Annotated in this window: 19 protein-coding genes; 15 read left to right on the forward strand and 4 right to left on the reverse strand. The window is 56.9% G+C overall.

Going from position 1 to position 16,939, the window contains the following annotated elements; translation table 11 throughout:
* Positions 1–81 precede the first annotated feature (81 nt).
* Positions 82–1,290: a multidrug efflux MFS transporter MdtH gene (gene mdtH, locus SK47_RS07515; protein ID WP_003858008.1), complete on the reverse strand. Its 1,209-nt coding sequence runs from the start codon at positions 1,288–1,290 to the stop codon at positions 82–84.
* Between the two features lie 236 nt (positions 1,291–1,526).
* Here mdtH and rimJ point away from each other — a divergent pair, with 236 nt between their 5' ends.
* The 4 genes from rimJ (at position 1,527) to murJ (ending at position 5,362) form a co-directional block, all read left to right on the forward strand.
* The gene (gene rimJ / locus SK47_RS07520; RefSeq protein WP_003858007.1) at positions 1,527–2,111 is read left to right on the forward strand and encodes a ribosomal protein S5-alanine N-acetyltransferase; all 585 of its coding nucleotides are present in this window, start codon (positions 1,527–1,529) and stop codon (positions 2,109–2,111) included.
* 9 nt (positions 2,112–2,120) lie between these two features.
* Positions 2,121–2,771, forward strand: coding sequence for a YceH family protein (locus tag SK47_RS07525; RefSeq protein ID WP_003858006.1), 651 nt, complete (start codon positions 2,121–2,123; stop codon positions 2,769–2,771).
* 2 nt (positions 2,772–2,773) lie between these two features.
* Entirely contained in the window at positions 2,774–3,697 is a 924-nt protein-coding gene (locus SK47_RS07530) for a Gfo/Idh/MocA family protein (protein ID WP_048243759.1), read from the forward strand.
* A 129-nt stretch (positions 3,698–3,826) separates the two neighbouring features.
* Entirely contained in the window at positions 3,827–5,362 is a 1,536-nt protein-coding gene (gene murJ, locus SK47_RS07535) for a murein biosynthesis integral membrane protein MurJ (RefSeq protein ID WP_003858004.1), read from the forward strand.
* A gap of 59 nt (positions 5,363–5,421) precedes the next feature.
* Here murJ and flgN read toward each other — a convergent pair whose 3' ends face one another.
* From flgN to flgA, 3 genes are all read right to left on the reverse strand, one after another.
* A complete protein-coding gene (gene flgN / locus SK47_RS07540; RefSeq protein WP_003858003.1) occupies positions 5,422–5,847 on the reverse strand; it encodes a flagella biosynthesis chaperone FlgN in 426 nt (141 codons plus the stop codon).
* Positions 5,848–5,851: 4 nt separating this feature from the next.
* A complete protein-coding gene (flgM, locus tag SK47_RS07545) occupies positions 5,852–6,145 on the reverse strand; it encodes a flagellar biosynthesis anti-sigma factor FlgM (RefSeq protein WP_003858002.1) in 294 nt (97 codons plus the stop codon).
* Between the two features lie 93 nt (positions 6,146–6,238).
* Positions 6,239–6,898: a flagellar basal body P-ring formation chaperone FlgA gene (gene flgA, locus SK47_RS07550; RefSeq protein ID WP_023315807.1), complete on the reverse strand. Its 660-nt coding sequence runs from the start codon at positions 6,896–6,898 to the stop codon at positions 6,239–6,241.
* A 157-nt stretch (positions 6,899–7,055) separates the two neighbouring features.
* Here flgA and flgB point away from each other — a divergent pair, with 157 nt between their 5' ends.
* The 11 genes from flgB (at position 7,056) to flgL (ending at position 16,913) form a co-directional block, all read left to right on the forward strand.
* Positions 7,056–7,472, forward strand: coding sequence for a flagellar basal body rod protein FlgB (flgB, locus tag SK47_RS07555; protein ID WP_003857999.1), 417 nt, complete (start codon positions 7,056–7,058; stop codon positions 7,470–7,472).
* A 3-nt stretch (positions 7,473–7,475) separates the two neighbouring features.
* Positions 7,476–7,880, forward strand: a complete 405-nt coding sequence (gene flgC, locus SK47_RS07560) for a flagellar basal body rod protein FlgC (RefSeq protein WP_003857997.1) — start codon at positions 7,476–7,478, stop codon at positions 7,878–7,880.
* An 11-nt stretch (positions 7,881–7,891) separates the two neighbouring features.
* On the forward strand, positions 7,892–8,602 hold the full coding sequence (gene flgD, locus SK47_RS07565; RefSeq protein ID WP_003857994.1) for a flagellar hook assembly protein FlgD: 711 nt from the start codon (positions 7,892–7,894) through the stop codon (positions 8,600–8,602).
* Positions 8,603–8,628: 26 nt separating this feature from the next.
* Positions 8,629–9,837: a flagellar hook protein FlgE gene (gene flgE, locus SK47_RS07570; protein WP_003857992.1), complete on the forward strand. Its 1,209-nt coding sequence runs from the start codon at positions 8,629–8,631 to the stop codon at positions 9,835–9,837.
* 20 nt (positions 9,838–9,857) lie between these two features.
* Positions 9,858–10,613 carry a flagellar basal body rod protein FlgF gene (locus tag SK47_RS07575; protein ID WP_003857990.1) on the forward strand — a complete coding sequence of 252 codons (756 nt, stop codon included), beginning with the start codon at positions 9,858–9,860 and terminating at the stop codon, positions 10,611–10,613.
* Between the two features lie 11 nt (positions 10,614–10,624).
* Positions 10,625–11,407, forward strand: coding sequence for a flagellar basal-body rod protein FlgG (gene flgG, locus SK47_RS07580; protein WP_000625853.1), 783 nt, complete (start codon positions 10,625–10,627; stop codon positions 11,405–11,407).
* 57 nt (positions 11,408–11,464) lie between these two features.
* On the forward strand, positions 11,465–12,163 hold the full coding sequence (flgH, locus tag SK47_RS07585; RefSeq protein ID WP_003857987.1) for a flagellar basal body L-ring protein FlgH: 699 nt from the start codon (positions 11,465–11,467) through the stop codon (positions 12,161–12,163).
* Positions 12,164–12,175: 12 nt separating this feature from the next.
* The gene (locus tag SK47_RS07590; RefSeq protein ID WP_048243761.1) at positions 12,176–13,273 is read left to right on the forward strand and encodes a flagellar basal body P-ring protein FlgI; all 1,098 of its coding nucleotides are present in this window, start codon (positions 12,176–12,178) and stop codon (positions 13,271–13,273) included.
* Entirely contained in the window at positions 13,274–14,227 is a 954-nt protein-coding gene (flgJ, locus tag SK47_RS07595) for a flagellar assembly peptidoglycan hydrolase FlgJ (protein WP_017384732.1), read from the forward strand. It abuts the gene before it with no gap.
* Between the two features lie 75 nt (positions 14,228–14,302).
* The gene (gene flgK, locus SK47_RS07600) at positions 14,303–15,943 is read left to right on the forward strand and encodes a flagellar hook-associated protein FlgK (RefSeq protein ID WP_003857979.1); all 1,641 of its coding nucleotides are present in this window, start codon (positions 14,303–14,305) and stop codon (positions 15,941–15,943) included.
* Between the two features lie 16 nt (positions 15,944–15,959).
* A complete protein-coding gene (gene flgL, locus SK47_RS07605; protein WP_003857977.1) occupies positions 15,960–16,913 on the forward strand; it encodes a flagellar hook-associated protein FlgL in 954 nt (317 codons plus the stop codon).
* Positions 16,914–16,939 lie beyond the last annotated feature (26 nt).

Genomic DNA, 16,939 nt, shown 5'->3' on the forward strand with positions numbered 1-16,939 from the left:
AATCGGCGCATCTGTCCTGATACGCCAGTATGTCAGGGTGATCCTACAGAAACCAGCAGAAAAAACTGATAATGTAAGAGGTCAGGCGCCAGGCTCCAGCATCCCGCGGGTGCTGCGTTTATCACTGAACTGCCACCAGAGGGCAATCAGCGTCATAAAGCCGACCATGCCGAGCATGACCCACGGCAGCTCCGGCTGATGGAGCGCTTTTCCGGCATCAAACAGCCAGCCGCCACCGGTGTAACCCAGCGCGCCGCCAAGCGCCAGCCCGAGACGGCTGAAGCCCATGTAGCTGCCCCGGGCCCGGGCGTCGGCAAGTGACGCGCTCAGCGTTTCACGGGCTGGCTCGGCAATGATTGAGCCAATATAGAAGGTGCAGATCAGCATAAACAGTTGCTGAAGCGAACTTACCAGACCGATGGGCATCATGCTCAGCGTCATCAGCAACAGCCCGGCCATCAGACGGTGCTCAAGCCGGAAACGGCGCTCGCTCCAGCGGGCAATTGGATAGAGCAGAGTCAGTGAGAGGCAGGCCTCAATGGCATACATCCATTTCACCGCTGCCGGCGTGCCGGCAATATCGTTAACCATAATGGGCAGCATCAGCATGACCTGCACGGCGAGCATGTAGTAGCCGGTCAGGGTTAACACATAGGTGACGAAGCGTTTATCGCTTAGCACACGGTCAAGCCCTTCCCGCACAGGCGCTTTCACCGTCGACAGCTTCCATGCGGGCAGAAACAGACCGTTAAACAGCGCGCAGAGAATAAACAACACCGCGCCGGTGGCGCAAACCAGGCGGAAATCGTATTGCAGCAGCCAGCTTCCCAGCAGGGCGCCCACCACCGCGCCTGCGCTGTCCTGCATCATCAAAATCGAGAAGAAGCGCCCCCGATGTTGCGGACGGATAAGCTTAACCACCAGCGCGGTACGCGGTGGGTCGAAAAGGGTGCCGCCAATCCCGGAAAGGAAACAGGAGAACCACAGCAGCCAGGGTTCATGAGCGATTGCCATGGTGGCGAATCCCGCCGCACGTAACAGCATGCCGGTGACGATCATCGGTTTCGCGCCGAAGCGGTCAGCTATTGCGCCGCCAAACACGCCCAGACCCTGTTGTACAAACTGGCGTAGACCCAGCGCGATCCCGACCATCAATGCCGCCCAGCCCATTTGATCGACAAAACGAATTGATATAAGCGGAAAAACGACAAAAAAGCCGAGCACGACCAGCATGTTATCGACGAGCAGGAAATATTTACCCAGGCTCCTGGCCTGTGATACGCGGGACATTTTCCCTCCAGGGAAAATAAAAGGTGAGCACGCTAACATTCTGCGGTGTCGCCGCGCTTTTTCCCATACCCGCTGGCGACAATATTTTTTTATCAAAAAGGTGCTTTGATAGAGAGTTCTCATCGAAAAATGTGAAAAGCGATCAAAATGGTATGTCACTGTTTTCACAGAAGGCGCAGGCACAGGTATAGTAAAGCTAACAGGCAGAGCAGAAGCGACGGGAAGGAGTGGTAACGATGTTTGGCTATCGCAGTAATGTGCCAAAAGTGCGTCTGACGACGGACAGGCTGGTCGTTCGTCTGGTGCATGAGCGTGATGCCTGGCGTCTGGCGGATTATTACGCCGAGAATCGCCAGTTTTTAAAACCCTGGGAACCCGTTCGGGACGAGAGCCACTGCTACCCCTCTGGCTGGCAGGCGCGCCTCAGTATGATTGCGGAATTTCATAAACAGGGAAGTGCGTTTTATTTCGCGCTTCTCGATCCGGAAGAGAAAGAGATCGTTGGCATTGCCAATTTTTCAAACGTGGTACGCGGGTCGTTTCACGCCTGCTATCTCGGGTATTCCATCGGCCAGAAATGGCAGGGACAGGGGCTCATGTTTGAGGCGCTGACGGCGGCGATTCGCTACATGCAGCGCACGCAACATATCCATCGCATTATGGCTAACTACATGCCGCACAATAAGCGCAGCGGCGATCTGCTGGCCCGCCTGGGGTTTGAGAAAGAAGGCTATGCCAAAGATTATCTGCTGATTGACGGCGAGTGGCGGGACCATGTGCTCACCGCGCTCACCACACAGGAGTGGACCGCGGGTCGTTAAGGAGAAAAGATGAAATATCAGTTAAATGGCGCCGAAGCGCGCGTGATCGGCTGCCTTCTGGAAAAGCAGGTCACCACGCCGGAACAGTATCCTCTGTCCGTGAATGCCGTCACGATGGCCTGCAACCAGAAGACGAACCGTGAGCCGGTGATGAACCTTGGCGAGCACGAGGTGCAGGATATCCTTGATGAGCTGGTGAAGCGCCACTACCTGCGCACCGTCAGTGGCTTCGGTAACCGCGTCACTAAATATGAACAGCGCTTTTGTAATTCTGAATTTGGCGATTTAAAACTCAGCGCTGCGGAAGTGGCTGTTATCACCACGTTGCTGCTGCGCGGGGCGCAGACGCCGGGGGAACTGCGCACACGCGCTTCCCGCATGCATGAGTTTCAGGATATGCAGGACGTTGAACAGACGCTGGAGGGATTAGCCTCACGCGAGGACGGTCCCTACGTGGTGCGTCTGCCCCGCGAACCGGGCAAGCGTGAAAGCCGCTACATGCACCTGTTTAGCGGCGACGTGGAGCCCTCTGCGCTGGCCGTCGTATCCGACACGCCAGCATCAAACGAAAGCCTGACCGCGCGCGTGGCAGCCCTGGAAGACGAGGTTGCCGGGCTGAAGCAGCGTCTGGATGCGTTACTCGCACATCTGGGAGATTAATCGTGACAACATTACGCATTGGTGTTGTGGGGCTGGGAGGGATTGCGCAAAAAGCCTGGCTGCCCGTTTTAGGCGCCGCGTCAGACTGGACGCTGCAAGGGGCGTGGTCTCCCACCCGCGAGAAAGCAGAGCGCATCTGCAAAACCTGGCGCATCCCTTATGCCGGTTCGCTACAGGATTTAGCCCGTGAATGTGATGCGGTATTTGTGCATACCTCAACCGCGACGCACTACCAGGTGGTGAGCGAGTTGCTGAATGCAGGCGTTCACGTCTGCGTGGATAAACCCCTGGCGGAAAATGTACAGGATGCTGAGCGACTGATTGAGCTGGCCGCGCGTAAAAAGCTGACGCTGATGGTCGGCTTCAACCGCCGTTTTGCGCCCCTCTATCAGCAGCTTAAAGCGCAGTCCGGCTCGTTCGCCTCTCTGCGTATGGATAAGCACCGTACCGACAGCGTGGGGCCGAACGATCTGCGCTTCACGCTGCTGGATGATTATCTCCACGTCGTGGATACGGCCCTGTGGCTGAGTAACGGAAAAGCCCAGCTGCAAAGCGGCACGCTGTTGACCAGCGAGCAGGGTGAGATGGTTTACGCCGAACATCATTTTGCCGTTGAGCATTTGCAGGTGACGACCAGCATGCATCGTCGGGCGGGCAGCCAGCGCGAGTCCGTGCAGGCCGTTACGGATGGCGCGCTGTATGACGTCACCGATATGCGAGAGTGGCGGGAAGAGAAGGGCAATGGCGTGGTTGCGTTACCCGTTCCCAGCTGGCAGAGCACCCTGGAACAGCGTGGCTTTGTGGGCTGCGCGCGTCACTTCATCACCTGCGTGCAGAATCAGACGGTTCCTGAAACGTCCGGGGAGCAGGCCATTCTGGCGCAGCGCATCGTGGAACGACTCTGGCGCGAAGCCATGTCGGAATAACTCGCTGTAACATCTGCCGATAGTAATTCGTTGAAATCCGGTTAGACTAAGCGCCGCTTGTTGGCTTTGCCGGGTGGCGCTTTCGCTTATCCGTCCTGGAAATCCGTAGGGTTGTGGAACTTCACGTTAATGAACTTATTAAAATCGCTGGCGGCCGTCAGCTCGATGACCATGTTTTCCCGCGTGCTTGGCTTTGCGCGCGATGCCATTGTGGCAAGGGTTTTTGGCGCAGGGATGGCGACTGACGCCTTTTTCGTTGCGTTCAAGCTGCCGAACCTGCTGCGCCGTATTTTTGCCGAAGGGGCTTTCTCACAGGCATTTGTCCCGATCCTTGCGGAATATAAAAGCAAGCAGGGCGAAGATGCCACCCGCGTCTTTGTGGCTTACGTTTCCGGTTTACTGACGCTGGCGCTGGCGATCGTGACCGTCCTGGGCATGCTGGCAGCGCCCTGGGTAATCATGGTAACGGCACCGGGCTTTGCCGACACGGCGGATAAATTTGCCCTGACGACGCAACTGCTGCGGATAACCTTCCCCTATATTCTGCTGATTTCGCTGGCGTCGCTGGTGGGTGCCATCCTGAATACCTGGAACCGCTTCTCCGTGCCGGCCTTTGCCCCCACGTTCCTTAATGTCAGCATGATTGGCTTTGCGCTGTTCGCCGCGCCGCATTTTAACCCACCGGTGCTGGCGCTGGCCTGGGCCGTGACCGTCGGCGGGGTGTTACAGCTTGCTTACCAGCTTCCGCACCTGAAAAAGATCGGCATGCTGGTTCTGCCGCGCATTAGTTTCAAAGATGCGGGCGCAATGCGCGTTATTAAACAGATGGGACCGGCGATACTCGGCGTGTCCGTCAGCCAGATCTCGCTGATCATCAATACCATCTTCGCCTCTTTCCTGGTGTCGGGCTCGGTGTCCTGGATGTACTACGCCGATCGTCTGATGGAGTTTCCATCAGGGGTGCTGGGCGTGGCGCTGGGGACTATTCTGCTGCCGTCGCTGTCGAAAAGTTTCGCCAGCGGCAACCACGATGAATACTGCCGCCTGATGGACTGGGGACTGCGTCTCTGTTTTCTGCTGGCATTGCCAAGCGCGGTGGCGCTGGGGATCCTGGCAAAACCGCTGACGGTGTCGTTGTTCCAGTATGGAAAATTCACCGCCTTTGATGCCGCCATGACCCAGCGTGCACTGGTAGCCTACTCGGTGGGGCTGATGGGGCTGATCGTCGTGAAGGTGCTTGCGCCCGGTTTCTATTCACGTCAGGACATCAAAACGCCGGTTAAGATTGCCATTGTGACGCTGATTATGACGCAGCTGATGAACCTCGCGTTTATTGGACCGCTGAAACACGCGGGGCTGTCATTGTCGATTGGTCTGGCGGCCTGTCTGAACGCCGGGCTGCTGTACTGGCAGCTGCGCAAGCAGGATATCTTCACACCGCAGCCGGGCTGGGCAAGCTTCCTGCTGCGTCTGGCGATCGCGGTAGTGGTGATGGCGGCCGCGCTGGTTGGCATGTTGTATGTCATGCCTGAATGGGCGCAGGGCACCATGCCTTACCGCCTGATGCGTCTGATGGCCGTGGTGGCGGTCGGGGTGGTGGCGTACTTTGCCACGCTGGCGGTGCTTGGCTTCAAGGTGAAAGAATTCACCCGCCGCACGGTATAAACGTCAAAAGGGGAGTTCACCAGAAGGTGCTCCCCGCTTCATGACGTGCCGCTACTGCGTCAAATCGAAATCTTTTTCCCGCCCGTGATACGTGCCGTGGCCGTCTGACCATCCGCACCGTACAGCCCCGGCTCTTTATAGGGCTTTAACACCTCAAGCGCCTGCTGATTACGGATAATCTGACCTTCCAGCAGCCAGCCGTTATGCTGGTTGAGATCGCGAAGATGCTGGGTTTTTTCTGTAATGGTCTGCCAGCGTTCGTTGATCTCATCATTGGCGCTGCGTTTCGCGTCTTGCTCAGCGCGTCGCTGTTTTTCCAGATAATCCAGGGTCGCCAGCAGCGAGCTTTTATCTTCAGTTATGCGTTGCAACGCGCTGCCGTTGATTTGACCAGAAGAGAGGTGGTGCTGTTCGGCATCCATCACCGTTTTCAGGTCGTTCAGGACCACCGTCATCTGATCCAGTATTTCTGACAGTCGACTCATACGGTTAGTTACTCTGGAGGAAACTCTGTGCGTCCTGAATCAGCGCATCAGCGATTTTGCTGGTATCCATTTTCAGTTCGCCGTTACGGATAGCCGTTTTCAGCGCTTCAACACGTTCCATGTTGATATCGCTGCTGCCTGGCTGCATCAGCTTCGACTGCGCATCGCTCAGCGTGACGCTGGTGCTGTTAGCGGTCGACGTTTTTTCCAGACGCGTTTTTTGCGGGGCAGCCTCATTCGTTTCGCGAGGTTGTACAGTGCTAACCGGCTTCAGGGCTGATGTACGATCAATGCTCATAGTGTTGTCCTCATCGAGGGTTCGCGGCGTTTGCGCCTGACATCATCATTTGTTGAATATTTATCGGCAGTCGCCGCGAAATCTTTAAAAAGATTACAGGTTAATCAGAATATTCCCATCAGGACCGACCGTGCCGCTGACCACCTGGCCTGAGGACATTCTGACCCGGGCAATTTGCGCCACTGCGGCATTATTCAGCGCTTTTCCTTCGCTGTTGATACTAAAGCCTTCGCCATTGGCGACCACCATCACCTGTTGTCCCGCTTTCACCCGCCATGCCTGGCGCAGCATGGATAGCTGTATCGCCTGTCCAGGGGCGACATCGCGCAGGCTGACCGCCTCCTGAGCCTGGTTAATGTCCAGCATCGTCCGCGGTGGAAGCTGATCCAGACGGCCTCGCTTCAGCGTTACGCTGTCAGGTTGCAGCAGGCTGCCTCGCGGAATCGGAACGGCGGCGACAACATAATTGCCCGTCGCCTGTACCGCAACCTGTAAATACCGTTTTTCATTGGCGCAACGCGCCAGCACGTTCACGTTACCCCATAACTTTGTGCTGCCGGTCACGCTAAATGACGGGGCTTCGCAGGAAGGGTAAAGGTTAGGCGGGGTGCGCACGGTCACGCGTACGTCATCGCTGAAACCGGCCAGCTTCTGCGCAAAGAATGCATTGAGCTGGTCCTCTAACCCCTCAGCCTGCACCAGAGGGCTCAAAAGCAGTAGGGTCGCCGCCAGGCCACGTTTAAAAGTCCGCATCGCACGTTCCACCATGTCCAGAATTAAGCAAATTCTACCCGCAGTGGTTTTCCATCAACGCAACAAATAGCGACGCATTTTGCGCTTATTCCGTCGATAAGGGAGACGCCTTGAGATTTAAGCTGTGAACTGAAATTTTCTCATCAGCGGAGGAGACATGCTCGATAAACTCGACGCCGCGTTACGTTTTCAGCAGGAAGCGCTCAATTTACGCGCCCAGCGGCAGGAGATTTTAGCCGCCAATATCGCCAACGCGGATACCCCCGGGTATCAGGCGCGCGATATTGATTTTTCCAGTGAACTCAAAAAAGTGATGGAGCGTGGACGTGCCGAAGGAACGGGTGTCTCACTGGCCCTGACATCCTCACGTCATATTCCCGCTCAGGCGATGACCGCGCCAACGACCGACCTGCTTTACCGTATTCCCGATCAGCCCTCGCTTGATGGTAACACCGTCGACATGGACCGGGAGCGCACACAGTTTGCCGATAACAGCCTGCAATACCAGACAGGCCTGACGCTACTCGGCGGGCAAATTAAAGGCATGATGACCGTCCTACAGGGGGGCAATTAGTAAATGGCCTTGCTGAATATTTTTGATATCGCCGGTTCGGCATTAACGGCGCAGTCTAAACGACTGAACGTGGCCGCCAGTAACCTGGCCAACGCCGACAGCGTGACCGGCCCTGACGGGCAACCGTATCGCGCTAAACAGGTTGTCTTCCAGGTTGATGCTGCACCGGGTGCGGCAACGGGCGGCGTAAAAGTGGCGGACGTGGTTGAGAGCCAGGCACCCGACAAGCTGGTTTACGAGCCAGGCAACCCGCTCGCGGATGCCAGCGGCTACGTGAAAATGCCGAACGTGGATGTGGTCGGGGAGATGGTGAACTCCATGTCCGCGTCGCGCAGCTACCAGGCAAACGTCGAAGTGCTTAATACCGTGAAGAGCATGATGCTCAAAACACTCACTCTCGGCCAGTAAAGGAGACACGCATGTCCATCGCCGTAAACGTGAATGACCCGACAAATACCGGCGTCAATAGCACCAGCAGTGCGACCGGTTCCAGCTCTCTCACCGGGAGCAATGCCTCCGATTTACAGAGCAGCTTCCTGACCCTGCTGGTGGCGCAGCTGAAAAATCAGGACCCGACCAATCCGATGCAGAACAACGAACTGACCACGCAGCTTGCGCAGATCAGTACCGTCAGCGGCATTGAGAAACTGAACACCACGCTCGGCTCGGTCTCCGGTCAAATCGATAATAGCCAGTCCTTGCAGGCCGCCAACCTGATCGGTCACGGGGTGATGATCCCGGGGACCACGATTCTGGCGGGCACCAGCACTACCGATGGCACGTCCACCACCACCACGACGCCGTTTGGCGTTGAGTTGCAGCAGCCGGCCGACAAAGTCACCGCCACCATCAAAGACGCCAGCGGCAACGTGGTGCGCACGATTGAGATTGGCGAGCTTAAAGCGGGCGTTCATACCTTTACCTGGGATGGCAGCCTGACCGACGGCACTAAAGCGCCTAACGGCTCGTATCAGGTTGCGATTAGCGCCAGCAACGGCACCACTCAGCTGGTGGCTCAGCCGCTACAGTTTGCCCTGGTTCAGGGCGTCATCAAAGGTAGCGATGGTAACAAACTGGATTTGGGTACCTCCGGTACCACCACACTCGACGAAGTTCGGCAGATTATCTAAGCCTTCATACTTATCAGGAGTAAGTCATGGCCTTTTCTCAAGCGGTCAGCGGCCTGAATGCTGCGGCCACCAACCTGGACGTCATTGGCAACAACATCGCCAACTCCGCGACCTATGGTTTTAAATCCGGTTCTGCGTCTTTTGCAGATATGTTTGCAGGCTCTAAAGTGGGCCTGGGCGTGAAGGTGGCGGGTATCACCCAGGACTTCACCGACGGGACGACCACCAACACCGGTCGCGGTCTGGACGTCGCCATCAGCCAGAACGGTTTCTTCCGTATGGTGGATGCCAACGGTTCCGTATTCTACAGCCGCAACGGCCAGTTCAAGCTGGATGAAAACCGTAACCTGGTGAACATGCAGGGGCTTCAGTTAACCGGTTATCCGGTTGCCGGCACGCCGCCTACGGTGCAAACCGGTGCGAATCCGCAGGCGATCTCCATCCCAACGACGCTGATGGCGGCGAAGTCCACCACCACGGCCTCTCAGCAGATCAACCTGAACTCCACCGATACTGCACCAACCGTCGCCTTCGACCCGGCCAACCCTGACTCTTACAACAAGAAAGGCACCGTGACGGTGTTTGACAGCCAGGGTAATGCGCACAACATGAACCTGTTCTATGTCAAAAACGCGACGCCAGCTAACTCCTGGAAGGTGTATTCCCAGGACGGCAGCGTAGCGGGAGATGCAGCGAAACTGGCAACCACGCTGACCTTTAATGCGAGCGGCGTGCTGACGGGTGGCGATGATATCAAGATCACAACGGGCACCGTTCCGGGCGCGACGCCAGCCACGTTTGACATGAGTTTCGCCAACTCCATGCAACAGAATACCGGTGCGAACAACATCGTGGCGACGAGCCAGAACGGTTATAAGCCGGGCGATCTGGTGAGCTACCAGATCAACGATGACGGTACCGTTGTCGGTAACTATTCGAACGAACAGACCCAGGTGCTGGGCCAGATCGTGCTGGCAAACTTCGCCAATAACGAAGGCCTGAAATCCGAAGGGGACAACGTCTGGTCTGCCACGCAGTCTTCCGGTGTTGCCCTGCTGGGTACTGCGGGTTCCGGTAACTTCGGCACGCTGACCAACGGCGCGCTGGAAGCCTCTAACGTCGATCTGAGTAAAGAGCTGGTGAACATGATCGTCGCGCAACGTAACTACCAGTCCAACGCGCAGACCATCAAAACCCAGGATCAGATCCTTAACACGCTGGTTAACCTGCGTTAAGCAGCTGACGGGAAAGCGCAATGGATCACGCAATATATACAGCGATGGGCGCAGCAAGCCAGACGCTCAACCAGCAGGCTGTTACCGCCAGCAACCTGGCGAACGCCTCCACGCCAGGTTTTCGTGCGCAGCTCAACGCGCTGCGTGCGGTGCCGGTAGAAGGGCTGTCATTGCCCACGCGTACGCTGGTCACCGCTTCCACGCCGGGCGCCGACATGACGCCAGGCCAGATGGATTACACCGCGCGTCCGCTGGACGTTGCCCTTCAGCAGGACGGCTGGCTGGCGGTGCAAACGGCTGACGGCGGGGAAGGGTATACCCGCAACGGTAATATCCAGGTGAGCGCCACCGGGCAGCTGACGATTCAGGGGCATCCGGTGATGGGCGAAGCCGGTCCGTTGACGGTGCCGGAAGGGTCAGAGCTGACCATTGCGGCAGACGGGACGATTTCGGCGTTAAACCCGGGCGACCCGGCTAACACCGTTGCGCCTGTCGGTCGTCTGAAGCTGGTGAAAGCGGAAGGCAACGAAGTGCAGCGTGGCGATGACGGGATGTTCCGTCTGACCCAGGCGGCGCAGGCCACACGTGGCGCCACGTTACAGGCCGACCCGACCATCCGCGTGATGTCCGGCGTGCTGGAAGGCAGTAACGTCAAACCGGTAGAAGCCATGACCGACATGATCGCCAGCGCCCGCCGCTTCGAAATGCAGATGAAAATTATCAGCAGCGTCGATGAAAACGCAGGCAAGGCTAACCAACTTCTGGCTATGAGTTAACAGGACTCCCTATGATCAGTTCTTTATGGATCGCGAAAACCGGTCTGGACGCACAGCAAACCAATATGGATGTGATTGCCAACAACCTGGCAAACGTCAGCACCAATGGTTTCAAGCGCCAGCGTGCGGTTTTCGAAGATTTGCTTTATCAAACGATTCGTCAGCCAGGGGCGCAGTCTTCTGAGCAAACCACGCTGCCGTCCGGTCTGCAAATTGGTACCGGCGTGCGCCCGGTTGCCACCGAGCGTCTGCACAGCCAGGGCAACCTGTCCCAGACCAACAACAGTAAAGACGTTGCCATCAAAGGTCAGGGTTTCTTCCAGGTGCAGCTGCCTGACGGGACCTCCGCCTATACCCGCGATGGTTCGTTCCAGGTGGATCAGAATGGTCAACTGGTGACAGCGGGCGGCTTCCAGGTTCAGCCTGCGATCACCATCCCGGCGAACGCGCTGAGTATCACCATTGGTCGTGACGGTATCGTCAGCGTCACTCAGCAAGGTCAGGCCGCGCCGGTCCAGGTTGGACAGCTCAATCTGACGACCTTCATGAACGATACCGGGCTGGAAAGCATCGGTGAGAACCTCTACACCGAAACGCAGTCTTCCGGCACGCCAAATGAAAGTACCCCGGGCCTGAACGGGGCGGGGCTGCTGTATCAGGGGTATGTGGAAACCTCGAACGTTAACGTGGCGGAAGAGCTGGTGAATATGATCCAGGTCCAGCGCGCCTATGAAATTAACAGTAAAGCAGTGTCGACGACCGACCAGATGCTGCAAAAACTGACGCAACTCTAAGGTGTAGCCCGGTGCGGTAAACGTCGCACCGGCTCCCTGTTTTCGAAGATGAAGGCAATGCAAAAAAACGCGGCGTTTCGTTATCCGATCCTGACTGTTCTGGCCGTCACCCTCAGCGGGTGTGCCTGGATCCCGTCTAAACCATTGGTACAGGGTGCGACTACCGCCCAACCCGTTCCCGGCCCCGCGCCGGTGGTGAACGGTTCTATTTTCCAGACCGCGCAGCCGATTAACTACGGTTATCAGCCGCTGTTTGAAGACCGTCGTCCGCGTAACGTCGGCGATACGCTGACCATTGTGTTGCAGGAAAACGTCAGCGCGAGCAAGAGCTCGTCGGCGAACGCCAGCCGCGACGGCAAAACCAATTTTGGCTTCGACACCGTACCGCGCTATCTGCAAGGGCTGTTCGGCAACGCCCGTGCGGATGTGGAAGCCTCCGGCGGCAACACCTTTAACGGTAAAGGTGGCGCGAACGCCAGCAATACCTTCAGCGGAACGCTGACGGTAACGGTTGACCAGGTTCTGGTGAACGGCAACCTGCACGTGGTGGGCGAAAAACAGATCGCCATTAACCAGGGTACGGAATTCATTCGTTTCTCCGGTGTGGTTAACCCTCGCACTATCAGCGGCACCAACACCGTACCGTCCACCCAGGTGGCGGATGCGCGCATTGAGTACGTCGGCAACGGCTACATCAACGAAGCGCAAAATATGGGCTGGCTGCAACGCTTCTTCCTTAACCTATCGCCGATGTAAGCGAGGTGACCTATGTATAAATTTCTCTTCGCCGTGGCGCTGTCGTTGGTCGCTACCGTTGCGCTGGCCGATCGCATACGCGATCTCACCAGCGTGCAGGGCGTGCGCGAAAACTCCCTGATTGGCTATGGCCTGGTGGTGGGGCTGGATGGGACGGGTGACCAGACGACCCAGACGCCGTTCACCACCCAGAGCCTGAACAACATGCTCTCGCAGCTCGGTATTACCGTACCGGCCGGGACCAACATGCAGCTGAAAAACGTGGCGGCCGTGATGGTGACCGCGTCTTATCCGGCCTTTGCGCGTCAGGGGCAAACCATCGACGTGGTTGTCTCGTCGATGGGTAATGCCAAAAGCCTGCGTGGCGGTACGTTGCTGATGACGCCGCTGAAAGGCGTTGACAGCCAGGTGTATGCTCTGGCGCAGGGCAACATTCTGGTTGGCGGAGCAGGCGCGTCGGCGGGCGGCAGCAGCGTGCAGGTGAACCAGCTGAACGGGGGACGTATTACCAACGGCGCGATCATCGAACGTGAGCTGCCGACCCAGTTCGGCACCGGCAACACCATTAACCTGCAACTGAATAACGAAGACTTTACGATGGCGCAGCAGATCGCTGACACCATCAACCGCAGCCGGGGCTACGGCAGCGCCACCGCGCTGGATGCCCGCACCGTGCAGATCCGCACGTCAACCGGCAGCAGCAACCAGGTGCGGATGCTGGCCGATATCCAGAATATGGAAGTGAACGTGCCGGTTCAGGATGCGAAAGTCATTATCAACTCCCGTACCGGCTCGGTGGTGATGAACCGCGAAGTGACGCTGGACAGCTGCGCCGTGGCGCAGGGCAATCTCTCCGTCACGGTTAACCGCTCGGCCAACGTCAGCCAGCCGGATACCCCGTTTGGTGGCGGTCAGACGGTAGTGACCCCGCAAACGCAGATTGATTTACGACAGAGCGGCGGTTCGTTGCAGAGCGTGCGCTCCAGCGCCAACCTGAACAGCGTGGTGCGTGCCTTGAATGCGCTGGGTGCAACGCCAATGGATCTGATGTCCATTCTGCAATCCATGCAAAGTGCAGGCTGCCTGCGCGCTAAACTGGAAATCATCTAAATGCTGACCGATAGCAAACTGTTGACCAGTGCCGCCTGGGATGCCCAGTCGCTCAACGAGCTGAAAACCAAAGCGGGCAAGGATCCGGCGGCGAATATCCGCCCGGTTGCCCGTCAGGTGGAAGGCATGTTCGTGCAGATGATGTTGAAAAGCATGCGTGAAACTCTGCCGAAAGACGGCATGTTCAGCAGTGATTCCACGCGGCTTTACACCAGCATGTACGATCAGCAGATTGCCCAGCAAATGACCGCCGGAAAGGGGCTCGGCCTGGCGGACATGATCGTGAAGCAGACCGCAGCCGCTCAGGGACTCCCGCCTGAAGAGGCCCCGCCGCAGGTGCCGCTGAAGTTTGATCTGGAAAAGGTGACCAGTTATCAAAATCAGGCGCTAACGCAGATGGTGCGTAAGGCGATGCCGAAGCCGGCAGAAACGCGTGACGAGCCGCTCTCCGGCGACAGCAAAGACTTCCTGGCGCAGCTCTCCCTGCCGGCGCGTCTTGCCAGTGAAGAGAGCGGCGTGCCGCACCATCTGATTCTGGCGCAGGCGGCGCTGGAGTCGGGCTGGGGGCAACGTCAGATCCGCAGGGAGAACGGCGAGCCGAGCTTCAACATCTTTGGCGTGAAGGCCACCTCCAGCTGGAAAGGGCCGACCACGGAAATCACCACCACCGAATATGAAAACGGTGCGGCAGTGAAGGTGAAAGCCAAATTCCGCGTCTACAGCTCGTATCTGGAAGCGTTGTCGGATTATGTCGGGCTGCTGAGCCGGAACCCGCGCTACACTGCGGTGACCCAGGCCGCCACGCCAGAGCAGGGCGCTCAGGCATTACAGAATGCCGGCTACGCGACCGATCCAAACTATGCACGCAAGCTGACCAGCATGATCCAGCAGCTGAAATCCATGTCTGAGAAGGTCAGTAAAGCGTATAGCACAGATCTCGAAAATCTGTTCTGAAAGTTCTCAAGTCCCGGAGGAGGTTGCCGATAACCTTCATCAGGACTCGTGTCTGAACGTATAAAAGGAACCCCCATGTCCAGTTTGATTAACAGCGCCATGAGTGGCCTCAGTGCTGCGCAGTCGGCACTCAATACCGTCAGTAATAATATTTCAAGCTACAACGTGGCAGGTTATACCCGCCAGACCACCATTCTGGGGGCATCAAACAGCACCCTGACCGGTGGTGGCTGGGTGGGTAACGGGGTCTATGTCTCCGGCGTTCAGCGTGAATATGATGCGTTTATCACCAACCAGCTGCGTGCGGCGCAGAACCAGAGCAGTGGGCTGACCACGCGCTACCAGCAGATGTCAAAAATTGACGACGTGCTGTCGGATACCACGAACTCGCTTTCTGCCAACCTCCAGGATTTCTTTAAAAGCCTGCAAACGCTGGTGAGTAACGCAGAAGATCCGGCTGCACGCCAGACGGTGCTCGGTAAGGCGGATGGTCTGGTAAACCAGTTTAAAACCAACGATCAATATCTCCGCGATCAGGATGCGCAGGTCAATACGGCGATTTCTACCAGCGTCGATCAGATCAATAACTATGCGAAGCAGATTGCTAACCTTAACGATCAGATCTCCCGGCTGACTGGCGTAGGGGCGGGCGCATCCCCGAACGAACTGCTCGATCAGCGCGATCAGCTGGTGAGTGAACTGAACAAGATTGTCGGTGTGGACGTTACCGTACAGGACAGCGGCACGTATAACATCTCTATCGCCAACGGTTACACCCTGGTACAGGGCAGCAACGCAAGTCAGCTGGCGGCGGTGAAATCCAGTGCGGACCCAGCGCGTACAACGATTGCGTATGTGGATGCCGCAGCAGGCAACGTGGAGATCTCAGAAAAACAGATCACCACGGGGTCGCTTGGAGGGCTGTTAACGTTCCGTTCTCAGGATCTGGATCAGGCGCGAAACACCCTCAACCAGATGGCGCTGGCGTTTGCGGATGCCATGAATACCCAGCACCAGGCGGGCTTTGACGCCAACGGAGATAAAGGCGGCAAGCTGTTTGATTTTGGCTCCCCGGCAGTGCTGAGTAACGGCAAAAACACCGGAAGCGCGTCCGTTACGGCAACGATGACGGACAGTACCAAGGTCCAGGCGACAAATTACAAAGTTGAGTATAACGGTACTGACTGGACAATCACGCGTCTGTCGGACAACACCAGCTTCACGGCCAAGCCTGACGCCAGCGGTAATCTTTCGTTTGATGGTCTTAACGTTAAGATTAGCGGCTCAGCCAATAATAAAGACAGTTTCATCGTCAAACCGGTGAATGACGTCATTGTGAATATGGACGTTGCGATCAGCGACGAATCCAAACTGGCGATGGCCTCCGCGCAAGGAAGCGGCGAAAGTGACAATACCAATGGCCAGAAGCTGCTGGATTTGCAGAGCGCTAAGCTGGTGGGGGGGAACAAAACCTTTAACGATGCTTATGCCGCGCTGGTCAGTACGGTGGGCAGCACCACGGCGTCGCTGAAAACCAGCAGCGAAACCAAAGTTAACGTGGTGACGCAGCTGACCAAACAACAGCAGTCAATCTCCGGGGTTAACCTGGATGAAGAGTATGGCAACCTGCAACGCTATCAGCAGTACTATCTGGCGAATGCGCAGGTGCTGCAAACGGCGAGCACGCTGTTTGATGCATTGATCAATATCCGCTAAGGCTGAGGCATAAAAAATGCGTATTAGTACTCAAATGATGTATGAGCAAAGCATGCGCGGCGTGACGAACTCACAAAGTCTCTGGCTCAGCTACGGCGAGCAGATGTCTACGGGGAAGCGCATCAACCGTCCATCTGACGATCCGATTGCCGCCTCGCAGGCCGTTGTGCTCTCTCAGGCTCAAACGCAAAACAGTCAGTATGCGCTGGCGCGCTCCTTCGCTACGACGAAAGTCTCGCTGGAAGAGAACGTGTTATCGCAAGTGACAACCGCTATCCAGGCTGCTCAGGAAAAGATTGTCAATGCGGGCAACGGTACGTTAAGTGACGATGACCGCGCTTCGCTGGCCACGAACCTGCAAGGTATTCGCGATCAGCTCATGAACCTGGCTAACAGCACGGACGGTAACGGCCGCTATATTTTTTCCGGTTACAAGACCGAAGCGGCGGCTTTCGACCAGACTACGGGTGATTATAAGGGCGGCGGAACGCCAATCAGCCAGCAGGTTGACTCCGCGCGCACGATGCAAATCAGCCATACGGGCACTGAAGTTTTCGATAGCTTCACCAGCAATGCGAAGCCAGAGCCAGATGGTAGTAAACCGGAAACGAATTTGTTCAAGATCCTCGACTCCGCAATTGAAGCGCTGAATACGCCGATTGGGGAGGATGAAACGAAAGCCGAGGCGTTTACGGCGGCTATTGATAAAGCCAACCGTGGCCTGAGCAACTCCCTCAACAACGTGCTGACCGTGCGCGCCGACCTCGGCATCAAGCTGGATGAGCTGGGCAAGCTGGACGCTCTGGGTGAAGACCGCGCGCTGGGTCAGACCCAGCAGATGAGTAACCTGGTTGACGTGGACTGGAACTCGGTGATTTCGTCCTACACCATGCAGCAGGCGGCGTTGCAGGCCTCGTATAAAGCCTTTAGCGATATGCAGGGTATGTCTTTGTTCCAGATGAACAGATAAGACTCTGACCTGTTTAACATGTCTTG

This window comes from Enterobacter sp. BWH52 (assembly GCF_001037565.1).
Classification (GTDB): domain Bacteria; phylum Pseudomonadota; class Gammaproteobacteria; order Enterobacterales; family Enterobacteriaceae; genus Enterobacter; species Enterobacter hormaechei_C.

Excerpts from the sequence above, each read along its gene's own strand:
- mdtH (WP_003858008.1), bottom strand. The coding sequence starts at position 1,290 with ATGTCCCGCGTATCACAGGCCAGGAGCCTGGGTAAATATTTCCTGCTC.
- rimJ (WP_003858007.1), top strand. The coding sequence starts at position 1,527 with ATGTTTGGCTATCGCAGTAATGTGCCAAAAGTGCGTCTGACGACGGAC.
- SK47_RS07525 (WP_003858006.1), top strand. The coding sequence starts at position 2,121 with ATGAAATATCAGTTAAATGGCGCCGAAGCGCGCGTGATCGGCTGCCTT.
- murJ (WP_003858004.1), top strand. The coding sequence starts at position 3,827 with ATGAACTTATTAAAATCGCTGGCGGCCGTCAGCTCGATGACCATGTTT.
- flgN (WP_003858003.1), bottom strand. The coding sequence starts at position 5,847 with ATGAGTCGACTGTCAGAAATACTGGATCAGATGACGGTGGTCCTGAAC.
- flgM (WP_003858002.1), bottom strand. The coding sequence starts at position 6,145 with ATGAGCATTGATCGTACATCAGCCCTGAAGCCGGTTAGCACTGTACAA.
- flgA (WP_023315807.1), bottom strand. The coding sequence starts at position 6,898 with ATGCGGACTTTTAAACGTGGCCTGGCGGCGACCCTACTGCTTTTGAGC.
- flgB (WP_003857999.1), top strand. The coding sequence starts at position 7,056 with ATGCTCGATAAACTCGACGCCGCGTTACGTTTTCAGCAGGAAGCGCTC.
- flgC (WP_003857997.1), top strand. The coding sequence starts at position 7,476 with ATGGCCTTGCTGAATATTTTTGATATCGCCGGTTCGGCATTAACGGCG.
- flgD (WP_003857994.1), top strand. The coding sequence starts at position 7,892 with ATGTCCATCGCCGTAAACGTGAATGACCCGACAAATACCGGCGTCAAT.
- flgE (WP_003857992.1), top strand. The coding sequence starts at position 8,629 with ATGGCCTTTTCTCAAGCGGTCAGCGGCCTGAATGCTGCGGCCACCAAC.
- SK47_RS07575 (WP_003857990.1), top strand. The coding sequence starts at position 9,858 with ATGGATCACGCAATATATACAGCGATGGGCGCAGCAAGCCAGACGCTC.
- flgG (WP_000625853.1), top strand. The coding sequence starts at position 10,625 with ATGATCAGTTCTTTATGGATCGCGAAAACCGGTCTGGACGCACAGCAA.
- flgH (WP_003857987.1), top strand. The coding sequence starts at position 11,465 with ATGCAAAAAAACGCGGCGTTTCGTTATCCGATCCTGACTGTTCTGGCC.
- SK47_RS07590 (WP_048243761.1), top strand. The coding sequence starts at position 12,176 with ATGTATAAATTTCTCTTCGCCGTGGCGCTGTCGTTGGTCGCTACCGTT.
- flgJ (WP_017384732.1), top strand. The coding sequence starts at position 13,274 with ATGCTGACCGATAGCAAACTGTTGACCAGTGCCGCCTGGGATGCCCAG.
- flgK (WP_003857979.1), top strand. The coding sequence starts at position 14,303 with ATGTCCAGTTTGATTAACAGCGCCATGAGTGGCCTCAGTGCTGCGCAG.
- flgL (WP_003857977.1), top strand. The coding sequence starts at position 15,960 with ATGCGTATTAGTACTCAAATGATGTATGAGCAAAGCATGCGCGGCGTG.